This is a genomic window from Chitinophaga sp. Ak27 (genome assembly GCF_012726295.1).
Classification (GTDB): Bacteria; Bacteroidota; Bacteroidia; order Chitinophagales; family Chitinophagaceae; genus Chitinophaga.
The window spans coordinates 537,696-558,684 of the sequence record NZ_JABAOB010000002.1 but is presented as its reverse complement, the minus strand read 5'-3'; the positions used below and the strand labels follow the sequence as shown (position 1 = coordinate 558,684).

Here is a 20,989-nt window from a genome sequence, read left to right as displayed (position 1 = left end):
CTGCACAGGGCAGCAGATTAAGTTTAAACGGTAAAAATCGTATAAAATTAACAATAAAACAAATGTGTTGAAGTGGCTACAGTCGTCCGCCGCCGGCAAAATACTTCTTCCAGTAAGGCTCTTTCAGATCGCTGATCATCACACCATTGCTGGTAGAGGCATGTACAAATTTATCGTTCTCCAGGTAGATCCCTACGTGAGAAATGCGTTTATGATGGATTTTGAAGAATACCAGGTCGCCTTCATGCAGGTCATGTACCGGCAATCGTTTTACCTGTGTATAAAGATTAGTGGAGTTACCAGTCAACCCCATTTGAAAGACAGTATTCATGAGGGTATTTACAAAGCCGGAGCAGTCAATACCATCTTTGGTTTTCCCGCCTAACCGGTAGGGTGTTCCCCACCAGTCTTCGATAAAATTGTACAATTTGTAGTTCAACACATCTTCCACCGGTACATCCAGCAGCTGTGCATATTTAAATTGCCAGCTCTGTGCATTTTCCAGGTTGGCACTGCCCCTGGTAATGTTTTTGCTGATGCTGATATCCCTGTTGTTATAGTTGCTGGTGTTGCGCGTATGGCGATTGGTAGCAATGCCGTCGATAAACTCAACACGTCGGTTGTTATTGGCAGAAGCGTTTGTGGTAGTGGTTTTCCGGGTGGTACTCTTTTTTAGTGAAGCGCAGGAGGTAAGTGACAATGCACAAATCGATACCTTCACAATAAGATGTCCCTTTACTCTGATCATAAGCTCTGGCTAAATTTTCGCTAAAATGCAAAGAAAGCCTTTTTTCCCGTATTTTTGTCGCTTGACGAAAAAGACTAGCAGATGATTTTTTCCCACTTACACGTTCATACCCAATTCTCATTACTGGATGGTGCCGCAGATATCAAGTCACTGTATAAAAAGGCCATGGCTTCCAATCAGCCGGCATTGGCCATTACAGACCACGGTAATATGTTTGGCGCATTTCAGTTTGTGGCAGAAGCATATAACAATAAGTTAAACCCGGCCGATCCCAAAGATAAAAGACTGAAAGTAAAACCAATTGTAGGGTGCGAATTTTATGTGGTAGATAACCGTCATAAACGCTCTTTTACGAGAGAGGAAAAAGATATACGTTATCACCAGGTATTGCTGGCCAAAGATGATGAAGGCTATCGTAACCTGATCAAGCTTTGCTCGCTGGGTTATATGGAAGGGCTGTACGGTAAATATCCCCGTATCGATAAGGAGCTGATCTTACAATATCACAAGGGACTGATTGCTACTACCTGCTGCCTGGGCGCCTCGGTTCCCAAAACCATTATGCGTCATGGCGAAGAGGCGGGTGAAAAAGAATTCCGCTGGTGGCTGGATATTTTTGGAGATGATTTCTATATAGAAATGCAGCGCCATGGTATTCCGGAACAGGACCAGGTGAATGCTGTATTATTGCGTTTTGCGGAGAAGTACAATGTAAAAATCATTGCTTCTAATGACTCCCATTACGTAGACCAGGCCGATGCCAACGCACACGACATCCTGCTTTGTATCAACACCGGTGAGAAGAAAAGTACGCCTACCAATAAAGAATTTTCGGATGACGAATCCGCGGTAAAAAACCGCCGCTTCGCTTTTTATAACGACCAGTTCTATTTCAAGACCACGGAAGAAATGACCAAGTTGTTTCATGATCTTCCCCAGGCCATTGATAATACCAACGAAATCGTGGACAAGGTACAGCTGCTGGATCTTAAACGAGATATCCTGCTGCCCAACTTCCCTATCCCCAAAGAATTTATTACCCAGGACCAATACCTGCGCCACATTACATTTGAGGGCGCCCGCAGCCGGTACCTGGAAATGACCGCCGATATTGAAGAACGTATCAACTTTGAGCTGCAGGTGATCGAAAACATGGGTTTTGCCGGTTACTTCCTCATCGTGGCTGACTTCATCAAAGCCGGGCGCGAACTGGGTGTATTCATAGGCCCGGGACGTGGCTCTGCTGCCGGTTCGGCAGTAGCCTACTGTATAGGTATCACCAACATAGATCCCATCAAATATAACCTGCTGTTTGAGCGTTTCCTCAACCCGGAACGTAAGAGCATGCCCGATATTGATACGGACTTCGATGATGAAGGCCGTCAGAAAGTAATTGACTACGTAGTACAGAAATATGGCCGTAACCAGGTAGCGCAGATCATCACCTACGGTACCATGGCGGCCAAAATGAGTATCAAGGACGTAGCCCGTGTAATGGACCTCCCCCTCGTGGAATCCAATACCCTGGCCAAGCTGGTACCCGATAAGCCCGGTATACAGCTGGACCGTATCTTCAATGCACCCCTGGAAGGAGAAAAAAGCCTGGCCGACAAGGAAGGCCTCGCGGGGGAAGATATCGAAAACGTGAAAAAGCTCCGGGAGCTGATCAAAGGAGAGGATTTACAGGGAGAAGTGCTCCGCGAAGCCTGTGTACTGGAAGGATCAGTACGAAATACCGGTATCCACGCAGCGGGTATCATCATTGCCCCGCAAGATCTGTACGACCTGATCCCGGTGTCGACTGCGAAAGACTCCGACCTGCTCGTTACCCAGTTTGAAGGTAGTATTATTGAATCTGCCGGCGTAATCAAGATGGACTTCCTGGGGCTGAAAACCCTCACCATCATTAAGGGCGCCCTGGAAATGATCCGTCAAAACCATGGTATCAGCATCGAAATAGACAACATCCCGCTGGACGACGCCAAAACCTATGAACTGTATCAGAAAGGCGAAACCAACGCCACGTTCCAGTTCGAGTCGCCCGGCATGCAGAAATACCTCCGTGAGCTGAAGCCCGATAGATTCGACGACCTCATCGCTATGAACGCCTTGTACCGGCCGGGACCGCTGGAGTATATCCCTTCCTTTATCCGCCGTAAACATGGCCTGGAGCCCGTACAATACGATATTGCGGAAATGGAGGAATACCTGAGCGATACTTACGGTATTACGGTATACCAGGAGCAGGTGATGCTGCTGAGCCAGAAGCTGGCTAACTTCTCCAAAGGCGACGCGGACGTACTCCGTAAAGCCATGGGTAAAAAGCAGATTGCCGTACTGAACAAAATGAAGGCGCAATTTATGGAAGGGTGCGCTAAAAATGGCCACGATCCAAAGGTTTGCGAAAAAGTATGGACCGACTGGGAAGCCTTCGCTTCCTACGCGTTCAACAAGTCGCACTCCACTTGCTACGCCTTCGTAGCCTACCAAACAGCTTACCTAAAGGCCCACTACCCTTCCGAATATATGGCTGCGGTGCTCAACTGTGCCAGCAATATTGAAAAGATCACCTTCTTCATGGAAGAATCCAAACGCATGGGCATCGACGTATTACCGCCCGATGTGAACGAGTCTTTCAAAGGCTTTGCGGTAAACAAACAGGGACAGGTACGTTTCGGTTTGGGCGGTTTGAAGGGTGTGGGTGAAGCGGCTATTGAAAACCTGCTGGAAGAGCGTAAAAAAGAGGGGCCGTTTAAAAATATATTCGACTTCATCAAGCGTGTGAATCAACGCGCTGTAAATAAAAAATCATTGGAAGCCCTGGTGATGTCCGGCGCTTTCGACAGCTTCCCGGAACTGCACCGTGCCCAGTATTTCCACAAACCGGATGGCGATAACCTTACCGGCCTCGACAAAATCGTGAAGTTCGGACAGCAGGTAACTGCCGGCTCATCCAATATAGGCAGCCTCTTTGGCGCCGACGAGCTCCCGGATGTAGAACCACCTAAAATTCCGAACTGCGACCCATGGCCGCTGATCATGAAGCTGAACAACGAACGGGATATCACCGGTATATATATTTCCGGCCACCCGCTCGACGATTACCGCTTTGAACTGAAACACTACCATATGAATACTGTGCAGGAACTGGTAGAATATCAAACGGAGATTGCACAGCCCGGCGGTACCGGTGGGCGTTCCCGGGAACGCAACTTCCGCCTGGCGGTATATATTACCGGCGCCCAGGAAAGGATTTCCCGTAATAACCGTCAGTTTGGAGTAATGACCATTGAAGATTATACCGGTAAATTTGAGTTCGCCCTCTGGAGTGAAGACTTTATTCGCTTCGCTCCTTATCTCAAACCGGGCCTCTGCCTCTTTATCAACGGTGGCTTCAAATCCAAGCGCTTCAATGATAATGAATACGAGTTTAAAGTAGGAAGCATACAACTGTTGCAGGAAGTAAAGAAAACGCATACCAAACAGGTATACCTGAATACGATGCCTCAATTCCTCAACAAGCCTACGGTCGACTTCCTGGTAGACAATGTGAACCGCTTCCCGGGCAACAGCGTACTGCATGTGCACCTGACTGATCGTGATGATAATACACACGCCAAACTGCATACCTTTAACCGGAATATAGAAATGAATGATGAACTGGCGGTATTCCTGAATAAACAACCGGATATAGACGTGTATATAGAGATCGTGAACAAATAAGTATGGATAATTCCTATTTATAATAGCAGCGGCAGGATGCCCTCCTGCCGCTTTTGTTTGCCCCTTATAGCGCTTATAATACCCGTCCAATAAGGTAAAATATACCCTTTATCCCCGCTGGCGCCGGATCTATTATACGTTAAACCGGGAAATAAGAACTTTCCCTGTTTTATTTTGATAATTGACCAAAATATTTTTTCTACGTTAAAAACGTGTTTTAATTTTAATTCAGAAAGAATACACTACAATAAGTATCTCTGTTTTACGTTAGCTGGCAACGTTGATAGAGCATAACTAACCGAATACTTTAAACTACTCCTCGATACCTGCTGATAGTTGAATCATTCTTATCGCATATTTTAACCACCCCTAGCAAGACCATTTTAATGGCGAGTCGTATCACCTCGTAACCAGCGCATGGCGCCTTAAAGGATATGCATCTCTCCATCTTGTCCATTCAAGTAAAATCCAGTTTTAGAATTAGGTCGTATTACCTATTAACCGCAGCACATTGATCCTTAAATTAACTACGCATCAGCAAATGATGCTAGCACCCCTCATTGTCTACGGCAATAAGTAATCCCTCCTTTTCCAGTACCAAAAAGCATACATCATATTTTCTTTCCAGCATGGTTGCATGACCAATAAGTTGGCTATTTACTGAACTATAGTATTCGATTCGACGACAGGGTGCCTTCAGGCGTCCAGGTAACAGCTGTTTGCGCTTCTCAATCATTTTATCAATTACTATCAAAACAAAAGTCATGAAGTTTAGAATTTTTACGGTGATCTTGTTCTTATTAAGTACCTCCGCAGCGTTTGCGCAGTTAAAGGTAGGTTCTAATCCCAGCCAGATCAACAAATCCTCCATACTGGAACTGGAAAGCACCCGTCAGGGTCTTTTACTGCCGAGGATACCAGGCGCTAATCTCACCGCCGCGCCACTTAATGCTGCTCCAGATGGTATGATCATTTATGTAACAGATTCTTCCAGTCTCTTTATCCGGAAGAATGGCCTATGGCAGAAAATGTCGGTAGACAGTGTGGCCAACAATGGCAACTGGAATACCATTGGTAATGCCGGTTTGGACTCCAATAAAAATTTCATCGGAACCACCGATCAGCAGGCATTGGTATTTAAAACCGGGAATGCAGAAAGAATGCGTTTGTCTGCCAATGGAAATATTAAAGTGGCTGCAGGTACGATCCCTACTGGTACCAACCAGTTACAGGTAATGGTGATAGATCCTGCCACCGGTACCCTCCTGCAACGTACCATGGCTGCTTCTGCCTTCAATAACGCCATTGTATCATTAAACGGGTTAAGAGATACGGTACAGACATTTGCGGTCGACAGCACTGCGGCAAAAGATTTCTCCATTACTTCTACAAATGGGGTACATACTTTCAACATCCCCAGTCAAAGTGGTACTGGCGCTACTTCCCGCGGTTTATTATCTTACAACGACTGGCTACGGTTTGATTCATCTGCGAGGTTCCAGATACTGCACACTTTATTTTCTACTGCACCAGACCCCAATGGTATTAGTGTGAATAATGGAACGCTTACACTGCATGCCGCCGATGCCACTAATCCTGGCGCAGTTTCAGCAGGCGACCAGACCTTTGGCGGTAATAAAACCTTCCAGAACAATGTGCATGTCGTTCAAAATGCCACTATTGATGGTAATGTTGTACTCACCAATATCAATAACGCCGCTCCTACTGACAGCAGCAATGTATTGATCCGGCGAACAGATGGCACTGTCGTAAAGAGACTGCTGAATGATAATGCCTTTAAAACACTGGTCATCGGCAAGAGCCCTGGTACAGCAAATGATATTAATATCGATAGCAGCTCAGCTACACAAACAGTTATCAACGTACCGGATGCTTCCACTACTGTAAGAGGAGTCATCAATCTCCTGAGCGGCCAAACTTTTGCCGGCTACAAAAGCTTCCGTGATTCACTGGCAGTAGGCGTTGCAGAAGGAACCAAAGCTAATTCCAGCTTCCAGGTAGTAGGCTCCGTAGCTACTAATCTTACCAAAGTAACCAGCAGCTATGCTGCCACCGCAGGCGACAATACCATCTTGGCAGATGCCACCGGCGGCGCGCTTACTATCACTTTGCCCAGCCCCAGTACTATTGCCGGCCGTATCTATACCATCAAAAAAGTAGGCAGCGGCGGCATTGATAAAGAAGTAACTATAGCTACCAGTGGAGGTACTATAGACGGCTCCAGTAACTACATCATTTATAACGACTGGACCTTTGTTACCATACAAACAGATGGAACAGACTGGTATGTGATCAAGAAGTAGCGGTTTTCTCCCACTTCTCTCCTCATTCAACTAGTTGCTATGAAAAGCATATTTCATTTCCCCCTGCTGGCGGCGTCAATATTGTTATTTCCTTTGTTTTCAGTTGCGCAACAACTGAAACTGGGTAACAACCCCAGCGCCATCAATAAGGCTTCCGTATTGGAACTGGAAAGTCAAAACCAGGGATTACTACTTACCAGGATCCCAGATACAACAGTAGCTACTTTGACTACTGCGCAAGACGGTACCATTCTCTTTTACAAAGGCGACAACAGCCTGAGGGTACGTAGTGCAGGCTCCTGGAAAAAAGCATTGTTTGCGGTTGATACGATTGATATAGCCAACTTCAGCGTGAAAGTGAGGAGCCTGTTCTCCGGAACGGCTCCTATCACTTACAACAATGGCGTAATCGGTATCAGCCAGGCTTCCACCAGTACTAATGGTTATTTAAGCAGTGCGGATTGGAATACTTTCAACAACAAACTGTCTTCTGTCGATACCACCAACATTGCGAATTTTAGCGGGAAAGTGAGGAGCCTGTTCTCCGGAACAGCTCCTATCACTTACAACAACGGTGTAATCGGCATCAGCCAGGCTTCCACCAGTACTAATGGTTATTTAAGCAGTGCGGATTGGAATACTTTCAACAACAAACTGTCTTCCGTCGATACCACCAACATTGCGAATTTTAGCGGGAAAGTGAGGAGCCTGTTCTCCGGAACAGCTCCTATCACTTACAACAACGGTGTAATCGGCATCAGCCAGGCTTCTGCCACTACTAACGGTTATCTGAGCAGCACCGATTGGAATACTTTCAACAACAAACTGTCTTCTGTCGATACCACCAACATTGCGAATTTTAGCGGGAAAGTGAGGAGCCTGTTCTCCGGAACAGCTCCTATCACTTACAACAACGGTGTGATTGGTATCAGCCAGGCTTCTGCCACTACTAACGGTTATCTGAGCAGCACCGATTGGAATACTTTCAATAACAAACTGTCTTCCATCGATACCACCAACATTGCGAATTTTAGCGGGAAAGTGAGGAGCCTGTTCTCCGGAACAGCTCCTATCACTTACAACAACGGTGTAATCGGCATCAGCCAGGCTTCTGCCACTACTAATGGTTATCTGAGCAGCACCGATTGGAATACTTTCAATAACAAACTGTCTTCCATCGATACCACCAACATTGCGAATTTTAGCGGGAAAGTGAGGAGCCTGTTCTCCGGAACAGCTCCTATCACTTACGCCAACGGTGTAATCGGTATCAGCCAGGCTTCTGCTACTACTAATGGTTATTTGAGCAGCACCGATTGGAATACTTTCAATAACAAACTGTCTTCCATCGATACCACCAACATTGCGAATTTTAGCGGGAAAGTGAGGAGCCTGTTCTCCGGAACAGCTCCTATCACTTACAACAACGGTGTAATCGGTATCAGCCAGGCTTCTGCCACTACTAATGGTTATTTGAGCAGCACCGATTGGAATACTTTCAACAATAAACTCTCCACCATAGACACTACCAATATTGCTAATTTTTACTTAAAAGTGCGCTCTTTGTTCAGCGCAGGTAGCGGTATTACTTATGACAAGGTTAACGGTACCATCTCATTTTCAGGCTCCGTAGGTGGCTGGCTGTTAGGAGGTAACGGAGTAACTGCGGTACAAAACCTGGGTACCACTACCAATTTTGATCTGCCGTTTATTACCAACAATACCGAAAGAATGCGCATAAACGCCACCGGCAGCGTAGGTATTGGCAGTAATGCATTTAATGCAACCAACCCCGAACGCCTGCTGGTAGATGGCGGCACCTCTACCTCCACTAACCTAATCCGCGGACAAGGCTTCGTAAACGGTAGCCTGCAAATGAGCCTTACAAACACTCACGGCGGCCCGAATGCGAGCTCCGATATTGTTGCCTATGCCAATAACGGTGGTGGTAGCAATTTCATTGATATGGGTATCACCTCCGCAGGAAATGGTAATGGAACTGTTATAGGCGGCGGCAATACCGCTTACCTGTATGCGACCGGCAACAACTTCGTGATCGGTAACGCAGCCTCCGGCAAAAACCTGATGTTCATCACCGGCGGTACCGCCAGTACCAACGAAGCCATGCGGATAGATGGAACCGGCAATGTGGGTATCGCCAATACCACTCCCGCCGCCAAACTGGATGTAGGAGGTAACTTTAAACTGGGCGCCAGCGGCACTGTGGTAAGCGCTATGATTAAGTCAAACTTCAGCTTATCAGATGGTACTACCAATATCACTACTACTTCCAGTCTCACCAAAACTGCTACTGTTACAGGCGCCAATCTGAATGCTTCCGTGATTGTAAATCCCCGTACCGCGCTGCCGCAGGGATTGGCCATAGCTTATTCCTTTATCAGTGCAGCCAACACTATTACCATCAACTTTATCAATACCGGCGCGGGTAGCGGCGGTAACCAGAAACTTGGCTCTGTAACTTTTGATGTAACTGTTATCAATCCCTGATGCGCTGGTTTACACTCTATATGATCACCTGCCTCTTAACCGGAACACAGCTATGCCTGGCACAAACCGGCGTATATGTTCCTCCCGGAGGAAATATCAGCGTTCATTCGCATGATACGGTAGCCATTTTCAGTGATGTAAAAAACGAGGGCCGGTTTGGTTCCCTAAAAGGAAGTGTCATCAATTTTTACGGCAGCAAATGGGAAAATAGCAATGATGCTGCCTTACCGGATGAAAATGATTACAACAATACTCACCAATCAAACATGGGCGGCACTTTTCGCTTCCTGCAGGTAAAAGGTATTAACATAGGTGTCCAGCATATATACGGAGGCTATAGCGCCAGTGGGAGCACTGGCGCCAGCTTCCCTAACCTGAGCATCGGCAACAGTAATAATATTCACCTCGACGATTTAAGTGATCTGAAAGTACGCTACAACCTCAATTTTGAAACCGGCCGACTCCTGTTGAATGGCTGGAACCTGGTGGTGGGCAACGGCGATCCCGGTACTATCACCGGCTACTCCAACAAAGCCTTTGTGGTAACTGGCAGTCAACCTGCCGGCGGTTTCCTTTTCAGAGAACAGGTTACTCCTGCCAATGATATGGTAGTATACCCCGTTGGCAGTACCACCGACAGCTACTCTCCTATGGCGGTAAAAAGCAATAGCAACGCCCCGAAAACTATTCAGGCCAGGGTGTTTGACAACGTTTACCAATATGGTCTTTCAGGAGATATGAACACTTCAGGTTACACACTAAAAACCTGGCATGTAAAACAGGACTCCGGCGCATTGAACAATGTCACCGTACTGTTACAGCATCCAGAGGAAAGTGAAACGCCTGCGTTTTCCATTAACCGCGACAGCAGCTATGTTACCCGCCTCGCTGGTGGCACAGCATGGGATACTGTGGCCCCTTCAGGAATTGCCAGTCCGGGTACACTTACCAGAGGCGCCACCATACGCAACACCTATATCAACAGCAGGACCTTTGGCGATGGCGGGGAAGTGAACACCTTCCTGTCGCTAGCCTCTTTCAATAAAGTAACTTCCGATGTAGCCCTTTTCTTTGAAGCTTATCGCGAAACCATCCGGTGGGTAGGCACCCATTGGCGTACCACCAAAGAACTCAACCTGGATCATTATGAATTACAGCGCCACCGCGAAAATGAAGACAGCTTTTACACCGTGGCCAAGATCGCCCCACATAGCCTGAACGGTACCAGCATTGGCGCGCTCGACTATAACTACCGCGATGACGATGAGTATGATAACTGGACTTACTACCGCTTAAAAATATATGGCCGGGATGGTAAAATCTTCTACAGTGCCGTTAAAAAAGTACCTTGGCTGATTGAAATCACCATCAGTCCCAACCCCAACAATGGAAACTTCACCGTAAACCTGGTGGGTATTCATCATAAACTGCGCATGGTTACACACGATGTACTCGGTAGAGAACGGGATAACCGGCTGCTCACCAGTAACCATACTTTTGTTTCCAAATCAGATCTGCCGGCTGGATTGTATATCCTGACATTCTATGATACGGAAGATTCCGACCGGGTAGTGATGACGGCTAAAATGGTGGTGGTGCATTGATGTAAATTCACACTTCATCAGAACGGAGTAACGACAGGAGGCTTCCTGCCGTTACTGTATTCCCGCCTACTATATTGTATGAAAAATCTTACCAAGAAGCAGCATTAAAGGTATAGCGCCAAGTGTGCTTCCTATTAAATAGACCAGCACATAAATTTTGCCTCTCCTGCTTTCTTCGGGGCTTTCATCTTTGAACTCTTTCTCATAACTAGCCCATCTTTCTTTATTGTAAAAAAGAAAATAGTGAGCGATTAACAATAGAAACATGAAGCCAACAATATACTCAGGCCCGATTCTCGGGAAATGAACACTGGACCGCAGACTCAGTCCCACAATTAGAAGTACTATTCCCAATTGCATATAATGTACAAACGCAAGCGTTATAAGTACATTGAGAATAGGTGTACTGTTACTAGGCCCATTCTTAGCCCAGGTATAAAGCCGGTAAATGATATATTTATAAAACTGTCGCATCATCTAAAATTTATTATTCCTTATATTCGGGTTGTCCCCAGTCTTTTTCCCACCAACCAAGGGCATCACCCACAAAAATAAACAGTACCTATCGTCCAACCAACAGGCCCCCCATACAGAAACGGCACCTATTGTCACATCTAGAGCTGCCTTAGCAGCGACTCCTGTAGCGTTGGGGTCACCGGTCTTCATATCCGTACGGAGTTTCTTCACATCAAAGCACCGAGAAAAACAAATAAGGGAATAGAAACTCCAGGATGAAAGCCAGATACAATAATGTTCGTCTGAAATTCAGCTATCTGCCTTACTATTGCCGGAATGGCACCTATGACATGACGATTCGTCTCACCATATTTATTAGGATCATTACTGCTATATCGTTTTTGATCAAACAAACTCATACTTATTTGTTAGAATTGCCGTAAAAATCACTAATAATCACAAATTCACTACTTTTACATCTGCGCAATTGATATGTGTATAGAGATAATCAATAAGTACCGTGTCAAAAATGCAGTAATTTGCGTTCGGATCAGGATTTGATGACTATTATACAAATTTGAAAATCAAAACAATCATTAATATACCTTTTTAAAACTTTTGAATATGGCTTTAGAAATCACAGACGCGAACTTTGAAACAGAAGTTCTGAATTCCGATAAATTAACTGTTATCGACTTTTGGGCAGAATGGTGTGGTCCTTGTCGCGCGATTGGTCCGGTTATCGAAGAATTGTCTAAAGATTACGCAGGTAAAGTAAACATCGGTAAAGTGAACGTGGATCAGAACCCACAGTTGTCTATCAATTACGGTATCACCAGCATCCCGGCTATCCTTTTCGTAAAAGGTGGCCAGGTAGTTGACAAACAGGTAGGCGCAGTGCCTAAATCTGTGCTGGATAAGAAAATTCAGGCCAATATGTAATTTTTATAAAAACTGAGTGAAAAAGCGTCCCGGTGTATACCGGGACGCTTTTTTTTTCCGTATTCCTTTTTTGACGACATATTACATTCGCAAATTCTTTCTCGTATCTTCATTCCCAAAACTTACCTTTTTGCGTTATCTCTTTATTATCCTGTTTACCTCTTTCTATGGCCTGACAGCGGTGGCGCAGCGGAAATGCGGCACGGCGGAAGTCATACAACAACGCGTAAACGAAAACCCGCGATTGCTGCAGATTGTACAGCAAAATGAACGTCAGATGCTGTTGGGGCAAGCCCAGCGCGCCAAAGTAGAGGCTATCCCCCAAACCGTGTCTATCCCCGTGGTGGTGCATATTGTACTCGATGATACCAGCGCGGTTACCTACAACCAGGTGCTTTCCCAGATAGATGTATTAAACCGTGATTATAATGCTGCCAATACCGATATCAGCCAGGTGCCGGCGGTATGGCAACCGCTCATTGGCAATACCCGTATTAACTTCTGCCTTGCCCAGCGTACACCGGATGGAGAACCTACCAGCGGCATCGTAAAGGTAAAGACCGCCGCCGGTCAAAGCTTTTCGATCAATGGCGCCGCCGCCGATGCCAAGTACAACAGTACCGGTGGCTCTGATGCCTGGGACCATTCCAAATACCTTAACATATGGGTTACCCGCCTTTCCGGCAACTACCTCGGTGTGGCTGCTCCCCCGGGAACCGGCTTCCCGGAAGAACAGGAGGGCGTAGTAATACACTATACCGCTTTCGGTACCACCGGCAGTGTAGGCCGGGTATATGACCTGGGCCGCACCTGTACCCATGAAATCGGCCACTACTTTGGTTTAAAGCATATTTGGGGAGATGATAACGGCGGTTGTACCATTGATGATGGGATTACCGATACGCCCCTGCAAGGAGATAATACCTACGGCTGCCCCACTTTCCCTAAACTGGATAACTGCACCACAGTAGCGCCCGGCGTCATGTTCATGAACTATATGGACTATACCGACGATGCCTGTATGCACCTTTTCACCGCCGGACAGGTAGACCGTATGCGCTATGTGCTGGAAAATATTACTACTACCCTGATGACCTCCGATGGTTGTGTGCCACCTATCCTGGTGGCCAACGATGCCTCGCTGGTGAGTATTGATGCGCCTTCCGGCAAAATATGCGATCCCCGTATTAACCCGGTGGTAACCATCCGCAACCGCGGCAGCCGCCCGCTTACCTCGGCTACCATCTGGTACCAGCTGAACAACGGCCCCCTTACCTCCTATCAATGGACCGGTAACCTGAACCCACTGCAGCAGGCCACCGCTACCTTGCCACCGGCCAGTGTGGCCATTGGCAGCTATAACCTGAAAGCCTATACGCAATTGCCCAATGGCGTAGCCGATGAAAATGTGAGCAACGATACCGCAAATATCCGCTTCCGCTACGATGCCGAAGCGCGCCTCCCTTTCGAGCAGGGCTTTGAAGACGACAGCTTCCCTCCTCCCGGATGGGACCTGTATAACCCCGACCGCAGCTTTACCTGGGAACGCAGTCGCGACGTAGGCAGGAATAGTAACGCCTCCGCGCTCATGCGTAACCTGGGCTATAATACCAACGGCCAGGTAGACGACCTCATTACGCCGGTGCTGGACCCGCAAAACAGCGACTCCGTATTCCTGTTTTTCGACGTAGCCGCCGCGGTATATACCGATCCGGCCACAGCATCTCCTTCCAATCCCTGGGATACGTTGCAGGTGCTGGTGACTACCGATTGCCGCCAAACCGGTCAACTCCTCTATTCAAAATGGGGCGCTAACCTCATTACGCGGCAAAAAGCGGTTCAAACTGAATTTGTACCCACCACTACCGAATGGCGCCGTGATTCTGTGGATCTGACTGCTGTGGTGCATCAATCAAAATTTCAAGTAGCCTTCAGAAATATCTCAAATTCAGAGAATAACATTTATATTGATAATATAAGGATTGTCACCAAGGATGTGAACCCTACCTTAAGGGAAAAGGGCGTTTTAGTGAACCCTAACCCGACTACCGGGGTGGTTTGGGTCACCTTTTACCAGGTGCCGGAAGACCTGGTACAGGTATCTATTTACAATGCCGCCGGACAGTTTATTATGAGCAGAATAGCTAAGGAGATAGGCATAGGGAACCGGCTGACCTTTAATTTGGTAAATGAGCCAAATGGTGTTTATTTTGTAAAATTAATTTACAGGAACAGGGCCAATACCATTAAATTAATGAAAGTAAGATGACGACGAGAAAAGATAATCCGGCAGTTCAAGCGCTCCTGCAGCAAGCCAACATAGATGCAGATATCAAACGCATTGCAGAGAAGATACTCCAGGCAGAAAGAATTACACCCGCAGAAGGGCTGATCTTATTCCAGAAAGGCGATGTAGGCCTGTTGGGCGCCTTAGCCAACCAGGTACGAGAGCGGATGCATGGCGATAAAACTTATTTCAACCGCAACTTTCATATAGAACCTACCAACGTTTGCGTTTTCACCTGCCACTTCTGTTCTTATTCCCGCCTATATAAAAACCGGGAAGATGGATGGGAACTCAGCATAGACCAGATGATGGATATCGTGAAAAAATACGATAACCAGCCGGTAACAGAAGTGCATATCGTAGGCGGCGTACATCCTAAAATGCAGCTCGACTTCTTCGTGGAACTGATCCAGAAGATCAGGGCACATCGTCCGGATCTGCATATCAAAGGATTTACGGCGGTAGAACTGGATTACATGTTCCGCAAAGCGAAAGTAAGCATTGAAGAAGGGATGCGCATCCTCAACGAAGCCGGCCTGCAATCCATGCCTGGCGGAGGCGCCGAAATCTTTGCTCCCGAAGTACGTGCGAAAATCTGTCACGATAAAGTAGATGCCGACGGATGGCTGGCCATTCACAAAGCCGCCCATCAGCGTGGCATGCATACCAATGCCACCATGCTTTATGGCCATATCGAATCTTATGCAGACCGTATCGACCATATGGAGCGCCTGCGTCAACTGCAGGATGAAACCGGCGGCTTCAATACTTTCATTCCACTGAAATTCCGTAATAAAGGCAATGATATGGCCCATATCCCGGAAAGCTCTATCGTGGAAGACCTGAAACTATACGCTGTAGCCCGTTTGTACATGGATAACTTCCCACACCTGAAAGCCTACTGGCCGATGCTGGGAAGAAATACCGCTCAACTCACCTTGTCTTTCGGTGTAAATGACCTCGACGGCACTATCGACGATACCACTAAGATATACTCGATGGCAGGCGCGGAAGAACAAAACCCATCGATGAACACCGCCCAGCTGGCTACCTTGATCAAACAAGCTGGCAGACGCCCGGTAGAAAGAGACACGGTTTACAACGAAATAATGGATTATACCGAAGTAGTTTTTTCTGATGAAGAACTGCTCACCAAATAGCATTTCTATCTTATGCAACTACACCTTAAATGTATACTGATAGCCAGCTTATACGCTGCGGGTTGTCACCAGCAGGGAAGTAACAACAGCAGCAACAATACCGCTACTACGGAAAACGGCGCTGCTACTACTACCACTCCTGACGTGGCCGGCGAAACCTCCAATGGGATTGCTTTCAAGAAACAGGGCGCCCTGGCTTTCATCGCAAAATCAGGTGCAGATACCCTGCGTAAAATAGATATACAGCTGGCACAAACCGATGAGCAACGCGCCGATGGACTAATGTACCGCAAATCGATGACAGACGACCAGGGCATGTTATTCATTTTTCCTGATATGGAAGAAAGGGCCTTCTGGATGAAAAACACTTACATCTCCCTCGACATTATCTATATCGCAGATAACATGGAAATCGTGTCTATTCAAAAATATGCTACGCCTCTGTCGGAGGAAAGCCTTCCTTCTTACAAAAAAGCGAAGTATGTACTGGAAGTAAACGGTGGCTTCTGTGATAAATACCATATCGGTTATGGCGATAAAATCAGCTACAAATAAATAATAACGACTTTTTTATAAAAGGAAGCCCCCGCACGAAGCGGGGGCTTTTTTTGCTCTATTGATACATATTTGATCGCTAACACTAATAGCTTCTTTAAACTGCTGCTGCAGGCGTATTTACCACCTCCAGGATATGCAGCTGCGTTTTGCCCGCAGGCACTTCCCAGTCTATCACGTCACCGGCGCTATAGCCCAACAAGGCCGTACCTATCGGTGAGAGAATGGATAATTTGCCCAGCTGTATGTTGCTGGCAGCCGGCAATACCAGCTGAACGCTTCTTACGGCGCCACTGCGCGCATCTCTGAACTGCAGGGTGGAGTTTACCTGTACTACGTCATCCGGTACCTTACCTTTTTTTATCACCGCTCTGTCGAGCTCCTCTCTCAGCTTGTCGGAACCCGGTGCATGGTAGCACAGGGTTTTCAGGATGTCGTAATCATGTAGGGACACAATGATCTGTTTCTTTTTCATGATGACCGGTTTTTATCAGTTGTTTACAGATGGCCCCGGATAGAGCGCCGCTCCCGCTTTGCTGTTATAATCCGGAGCATATATTTCTTCATAAGAGCGTACATCCGTTCGGGTGATACGCCGGTAAAGTGCGGCAGGACTTACTTTGTCGGGAGCAGCAAAGCCACAGGCCCCCATCAGTTCTGCCAATGCATAAATGGTATTGCGGTGAAAGTTGGCCACCCTTACTTTTTTGTCGGCTACATTAACACCCTGGTACAGCGTTGGGTCCTGGGTAGCTACGCCTACCGGGCAACTGCCGCTATCGCATTGCAAAGCCTGGATACAACCCAAGGCCAGCATCATTCCGCGGGCACTATAGCAGGCATCCGCCCCCATAGCCAGGACCTTCATAATATCGAAGCCGGTAATAATCTTACCGCTGGCCAGGATACGTACATGCTTCTTTAACCCGTAGTGCTTCAGCATATTCACCACCAATGCCAGGGCATCGTATAGCGGCATGCCAATAGAATCCGTAAACTCCAGCGGGGCCGCCCCGGTACCGCCTTCTGCACCATCTACTGTAATAAAGTCTGGATAAATGCCGGTATTAACCATAGCGGTGCAAATACGCTCAAACTCATCTGCACGGCCTACACACAGCTTAAACCCTACCGGCTTGCCCCCGGAAAGTTTACGCAATTGTTGCAGGAAGGCCAGCATCTCATACTCATTACTGAAGGCGGTATGGCCGGCTGGCGACAATACGCTTACCCCTGGCGTTACCTTACGGATGGCCGCAATTTCAGGGGTGTTTTTAGCTGCAGGCAGTACGCCTCCTTTACCGGGTTTAGCGCCCTGGCTCAGTTTCAGCTCTATCATTTTAACAGCACCTTCCGCTGCTGCTTTTGTAAATTCTTCCGGCGAGAAATGTCCCTGCTCATCCCGGCAACCAAAGTAACCGGTGCCAATCTGCCAGATCAATGCCCCACCATTTTGCAGGTGATAGGGACTGATACCTCCCTCGCCCGTATTATGCGCAAAGCCGCCCAATTGTGCACCCCCATTCAGCGAGGCAATGGCGGTCTTACTCAATGCACCATAGCTCATGGCGCTGATATTTAACAGGCTGGCATTATAAGGCTGCGCACATTGCTCATTGCCAATGGTTACCCTTAAATCCTCCGGCTTCACCTTGGTAGGAAAAGCAGTATGGGCGGCCCATTCATAGCCCGGTTCATACATGTTGTCCAACGCACCAAAGGCAACGGTTTGCTTTACGTCTTTTGCGCGCTGGTATACTACGGCTCGCTGACGCCGGCTGAAAGGCCTTCCGTCGGTGTCTGATTCAAAAAAATACTGCCGCATCTCCGGCCGGATTTGTTCCAGCAGGTAGCGCAAACGCCCGAGCAACGGGTAGTTACGCAATAAGGCATGCTTTCCCTGCAGCCGGTCGTAAATCGTTAACAGGCTCAATCCCACTGCCACCGGCAACAGGAACCAACCACTTAAATATCCACGGTAAAGGCTTGCGGCGACGCTCACATCCAGCAACAGGCAGAAAAAATAAATCGCCCATCGTGCTATCCGATGATTCATAAAACTGATTTTATAAGATTGTTTTGGAAAAAATACTTGATGGAATAACACTACGCAGCTACAGATGCAGTGATTCCCCCGGGTACAACATTTTACAAGTTAAAAGTTGCCCGGGATTACGTGTTGAAGTCTTTGGGGCAGGATAAGAACGGCAAAAGAAATCCGCCTATGCATTTACATGCACAGGGAGTATATGAAAGGAGTAATATGTTATTTGCCGGATGCAATGATTCATCAATTGTACCCGGCAAATATAGGACTTTTATTAAAAGAAACACATCATTTCGGTAATTCACCGGCAGTGAAAGGCTTCTGACGGCCCTGGTTTTGCTTTCTCACCTGCTGTACATCCGCCGCAGTAATTTTACCCGCCTTGTTGTTCCAGGCACTGCGCAGGAACGTGAGTACCTCCGCAATATCTGCATCGTTAAACTCATCGCTGGCGCCAATACCCGGCATATCGCCGTTGATCTCCGGCGCTTTGTACACTTTGCCGTGCACTTCTACCGGGCCGGTTAAACCAAATAATACAATAGAGATGAACGCATTTTTATTGCCATTCACCCAATTGCTTTCATTCAGCGGCGGCGCCATGGAGGCAATGCCCTCCCCGTTTTTACCGTGACAGGTTTGGCAAACGGTATTGAAGATCTTATATCCTCTCGGAAGTGATGTACGCAACGCTTCCATCTTCTTTGCATTGGCTTTATTGTCCAGGTTCTTCAACACTGCCAGCAGTTGCTTACGCAACACCAGCGTGGTGTCAGGGTTCCAGGCAGTGACTTGTTTTAACAAGGCAGCTTCGCGATTCACCGCATTATTTACCAGCGCAGCAGCCACATAACGGTTAGGGGCATACGCTTTTATCATTTTGTCTTCCAGCCGCGTGGCAGCAGCTTTATCTGCTTTGCTGACTGCCGGTAAAACATACGCCACTACCGGCGCCAGGTAACTATTATCCGATAAGGTATCCAGCGGCGCCACTGCAGCTTTTACATTACCGCTGTTTAACACCGAAGGCAACGCGGCCAGGCCTTGTACTTTCAGAGAAGCATCGGGCTGTTGCCATACAAAGGTGAGATCTTCTGGGGAGAGTTGATGCAATCCTTCCAGGGTCCATAACGCATGACGTTGTGTGATGGGATGCCGGCTGTCTTTCAGCAGCTCTCTTAAACGGGGCGCCTGGCTTACCTCTTGATGATCGATCAACAGTTGTTGGGCTTTATCACGCAGGGCGCCGTTATTGCTGAGCAGCAGGTTGCACAGCGAATCAGGAGGCAGCACTACATTTGCCGGGTGGCTGCCTGCCGGGATGATCCGGTAAATACGGCCACAGTTGAGCGGCAGCGTGAGCTTCCGCATCTTTATTTCATTTTTTAAATATTCAGTGAGATAAGTTTTGTGTTGGAGTATCCCGCGGTACATGTCTGCGATGTAGATAGCGCCATCGGGGCCGGTCACTAAGTCCACCGGGCGGAAACGCTCGTCATCGCTGGCCAGGAACTCCTTGCCCTGGTAGGCTTGTACGCCCTTTGCAACAAAGCTGCTATCGGACAGGATGTTTCTTTTAATAAGATTAGCCGAAGGCTCTGCTACAAAGGCATTGCCGGCATAGGTGGCCGGCAGCAGGCCACCACGGTAAATTAATGGACCGCAGGCGGCGGTAAAGTTGACCAGCCGGAGACTATCATCTAGCGTGCCTTTCTGGTACCCGCGGTTTACGCCCGGTGTGGGATGAAGCGGATAGGTGCGGTTATCCGGTACAATTTTTTCGTCGAAGCCGGCGGCCCGCTGCTGCAGCGGGTTGTTGCCACCCAGTCCTGGCGGGAAATAATCGCCCAGTAAGTTCTCGGAGTTATTATTATAGTACAGGCGGCCCTGGTCGTCTTGCGTGATGCCCCATTGTCCGCGGAAATGGGTATCCTCTTTCAGCCATTTGTTGCCTACTTTCCGGTAACGTTTATCTGATTTGGCATTATAGATCCAATTGTCCATGGCGCGCAACAGCCCATTTGGCTGGTGCTCTACGTTGCCGCCGGCAGCATACTGGTCATCCACCAGGGTTCTTTTGCCGGGTTTATCATGGTCATTTTCTATAAACCACAATTGCGGAGGTGTGGCTACCAGCACCCCGTTTTCCACCAGGCATACTGCCCTGGGCAATACCAGGGAGTCGAGGAATACCGTACGTTTATCCATGACCCCGTCGCGGTTAGTATCTTCCAGGATCACAATTTTCCCATCGGGTTTATCTTCTCCGGTACCGGTGGTATCGGGCATAAATCCGGTCATTTCCACTACCCACATACGACCGGCTTCATCGAAAGTCATGGCCACCGGGGCAACCACCAATGGTTCGGCGGCTACCAGCTGTACATCCAGTCCTTTGTCGAACACCATGTGGTTGATGGCCGTTTTTCCATCTAATACAGGCGAGTTGGCATACTGCTGCCGCATGGCAATAGAGTCTTCTTCGTGTTTGCTTTTTTTATCTTGTTGCTTTCCCTGGTGACAAGCGCCCAATAAGGAAATCGCTAACGTGGAAAGGAGAAAATAATGATTGCGCTGCATGTTTTTAATTCGATTGCAAAAGATAAAAATACATTTCTACCTATATTTTTTCTGA

Annotated in this window: 12 protein-coding genes; 8 read left to right on the top strand and 4 right to left on the bottom strand. The window is 47.6% G+C overall.

Features of this window, described 5'->3' with window-relative positions:
* Nucleotides 1–76 precede the first annotated feature (76 nt).
* The gene (locus HGH90_RS10025) at nt 77–748 is read right to left on the bottom strand and encodes a C40 family peptidase (protein ID WP_168764126.1); all 672 of its coding nucleotides are present in this window, start codon (nt 746–748) and stop codon (nt 77–79) included.
* Between the two features lie 81 nt (nt 749–829).
* Between HGH90_RS10025 and dnaE the strand changes: the two genes are divergently transcribed.
* The 8 genes from dnaE to HGH90_RS09985 all read left to right on the top strand — a co-directional run bounded on the left by dnaE (nt 830) and on the right by HGH90_RS09985 (nt 16,307).
* On the top strand, nt 830–4,471 hold the full coding sequence (gene dnaE, locus HGH90_RS10020; RefSeq protein WP_168764127.1) for a DNA polymerase III subunit alpha: 3,642 nt from the start codon (nt 830–832) through the stop codon (nt 4,469–4,471).
* Nucleotides 4,472–5,235: 764 nt separating this feature from the next.
* Entirely contained in the window at nt 5,236–6,795 is a 1,560-nt protein-coding gene (locus HGH90_RS10015) for a hypothetical protein (protein WP_168764129.1), read from the top strand.
* A 39-nt stretch (nt 6,796–6,834) separates the two neighbouring features.
* Nucleotides 6,835–9,303: a beta strand repeat-containing protein gene (locus HGH90_RS10010; RefSeq protein WP_169190992.1), complete on the top strand. Its 2,469-nt coding sequence runs from the start codon at nt 6,835–6,837 to the stop codon at nt 9,301–9,303.
* Nucleotides 9,303–10,907: a T9SS type A sorting domain-containing protein gene (locus tag HGH90_RS10005; protein ID WP_169190991.1), complete on the top strand. Its 1,605-nt coding sequence runs from the start codon at nt 9,303–9,305 to the stop codon at nt 10,905–10,907. The genes HGH90_RS10010 and HGH90_RS10005 overlap by 1 nt, the downstream gene beginning before the upstream one ends.
* A 1,080-nt stretch (nt 10,908–11,987) precedes the next feature.
* On the top strand, nt 11,988–12,305 hold the full coding sequence (trxA, locus tag HGH90_RS10000; RefSeq protein ID WP_133810785.1) for a thioredoxin: 318 nt from the start codon (nt 11,988–11,990) through the stop codon (nt 12,303–12,305).
* Between the two features lie 130 nt (nt 12,306–12,435).
* Complete coding sequence (locus HGH90_RS09995; protein WP_169190990.1) at nt 12,436–14,574, top strand: M43 family zinc metalloprotease; 2,139 nt, start codon at nt 12,436–12,438, stop codon at nt 14,572–14,574.
* Complete coding sequence (gene mqnE / locus HGH90_RS09990; RefSeq protein WP_169190989.1) at nt 14,571–15,752, top strand: aminofutalosine synthase MqnE; 1,182 nt, start codon at nt 14,571–14,573, stop codon at nt 15,750–15,752. Before HGH90_RS09995 ends, mqnE begins: the two co-directional genes overlap by 4 nt.
* Nucleotides 15,753–15,764: 12 nt before the next feature.
* Complete coding sequence (locus HGH90_RS09985; RefSeq protein WP_168764134.1) at nt 15,765–16,307, top strand: DUF192 domain-containing protein; 543 nt, start codon at nt 15,765–15,767, stop codon at nt 16,305–16,307.
* Between the two features lie 97 nt (nt 16,308–16,404).
* Here the strand turns inward: HGH90_RS09985 and HGH90_RS09980 are convergent, their stop codons facing one another.
* The 3 genes from HGH90_RS09980 to HGH90_RS09970 form a co-directional block, all read right to left on the bottom strand.
* A complete protein-coding gene (locus tag HGH90_RS09980) occupies nt 16,405–16,782 on the bottom strand; it encodes a GreA/GreB family elongation factor (RefSeq protein ID WP_168764135.1) in 378 nt (125 codons plus the stop codon).
* 15 nt (nt 16,783–16,797) lie between these two features.
* On the bottom strand, nt 16,798–18,363 hold the full coding sequence (locus HGH90_RS09975; protein ID WP_168764136.1) for an FMN-binding glutamate synthase family protein: 1,566 nt from the start codon (nt 18,361–18,363) through the stop codon (nt 16,798–16,800).
* A 279-nt stretch (nt 18,364–18,642) separates the two neighbouring features.
* Nucleotides 18,643–20,934, bottom strand: coding sequence for a c-type cytochrome (locus HGH90_RS09970; protein WP_169190988.1), 2,292 nt, complete (start codon nt 20,932–20,934; stop codon nt 18,643–18,645).
* Between the last annotated feature and the right edge of the window lie 55 nt (nt 20,935–20,989).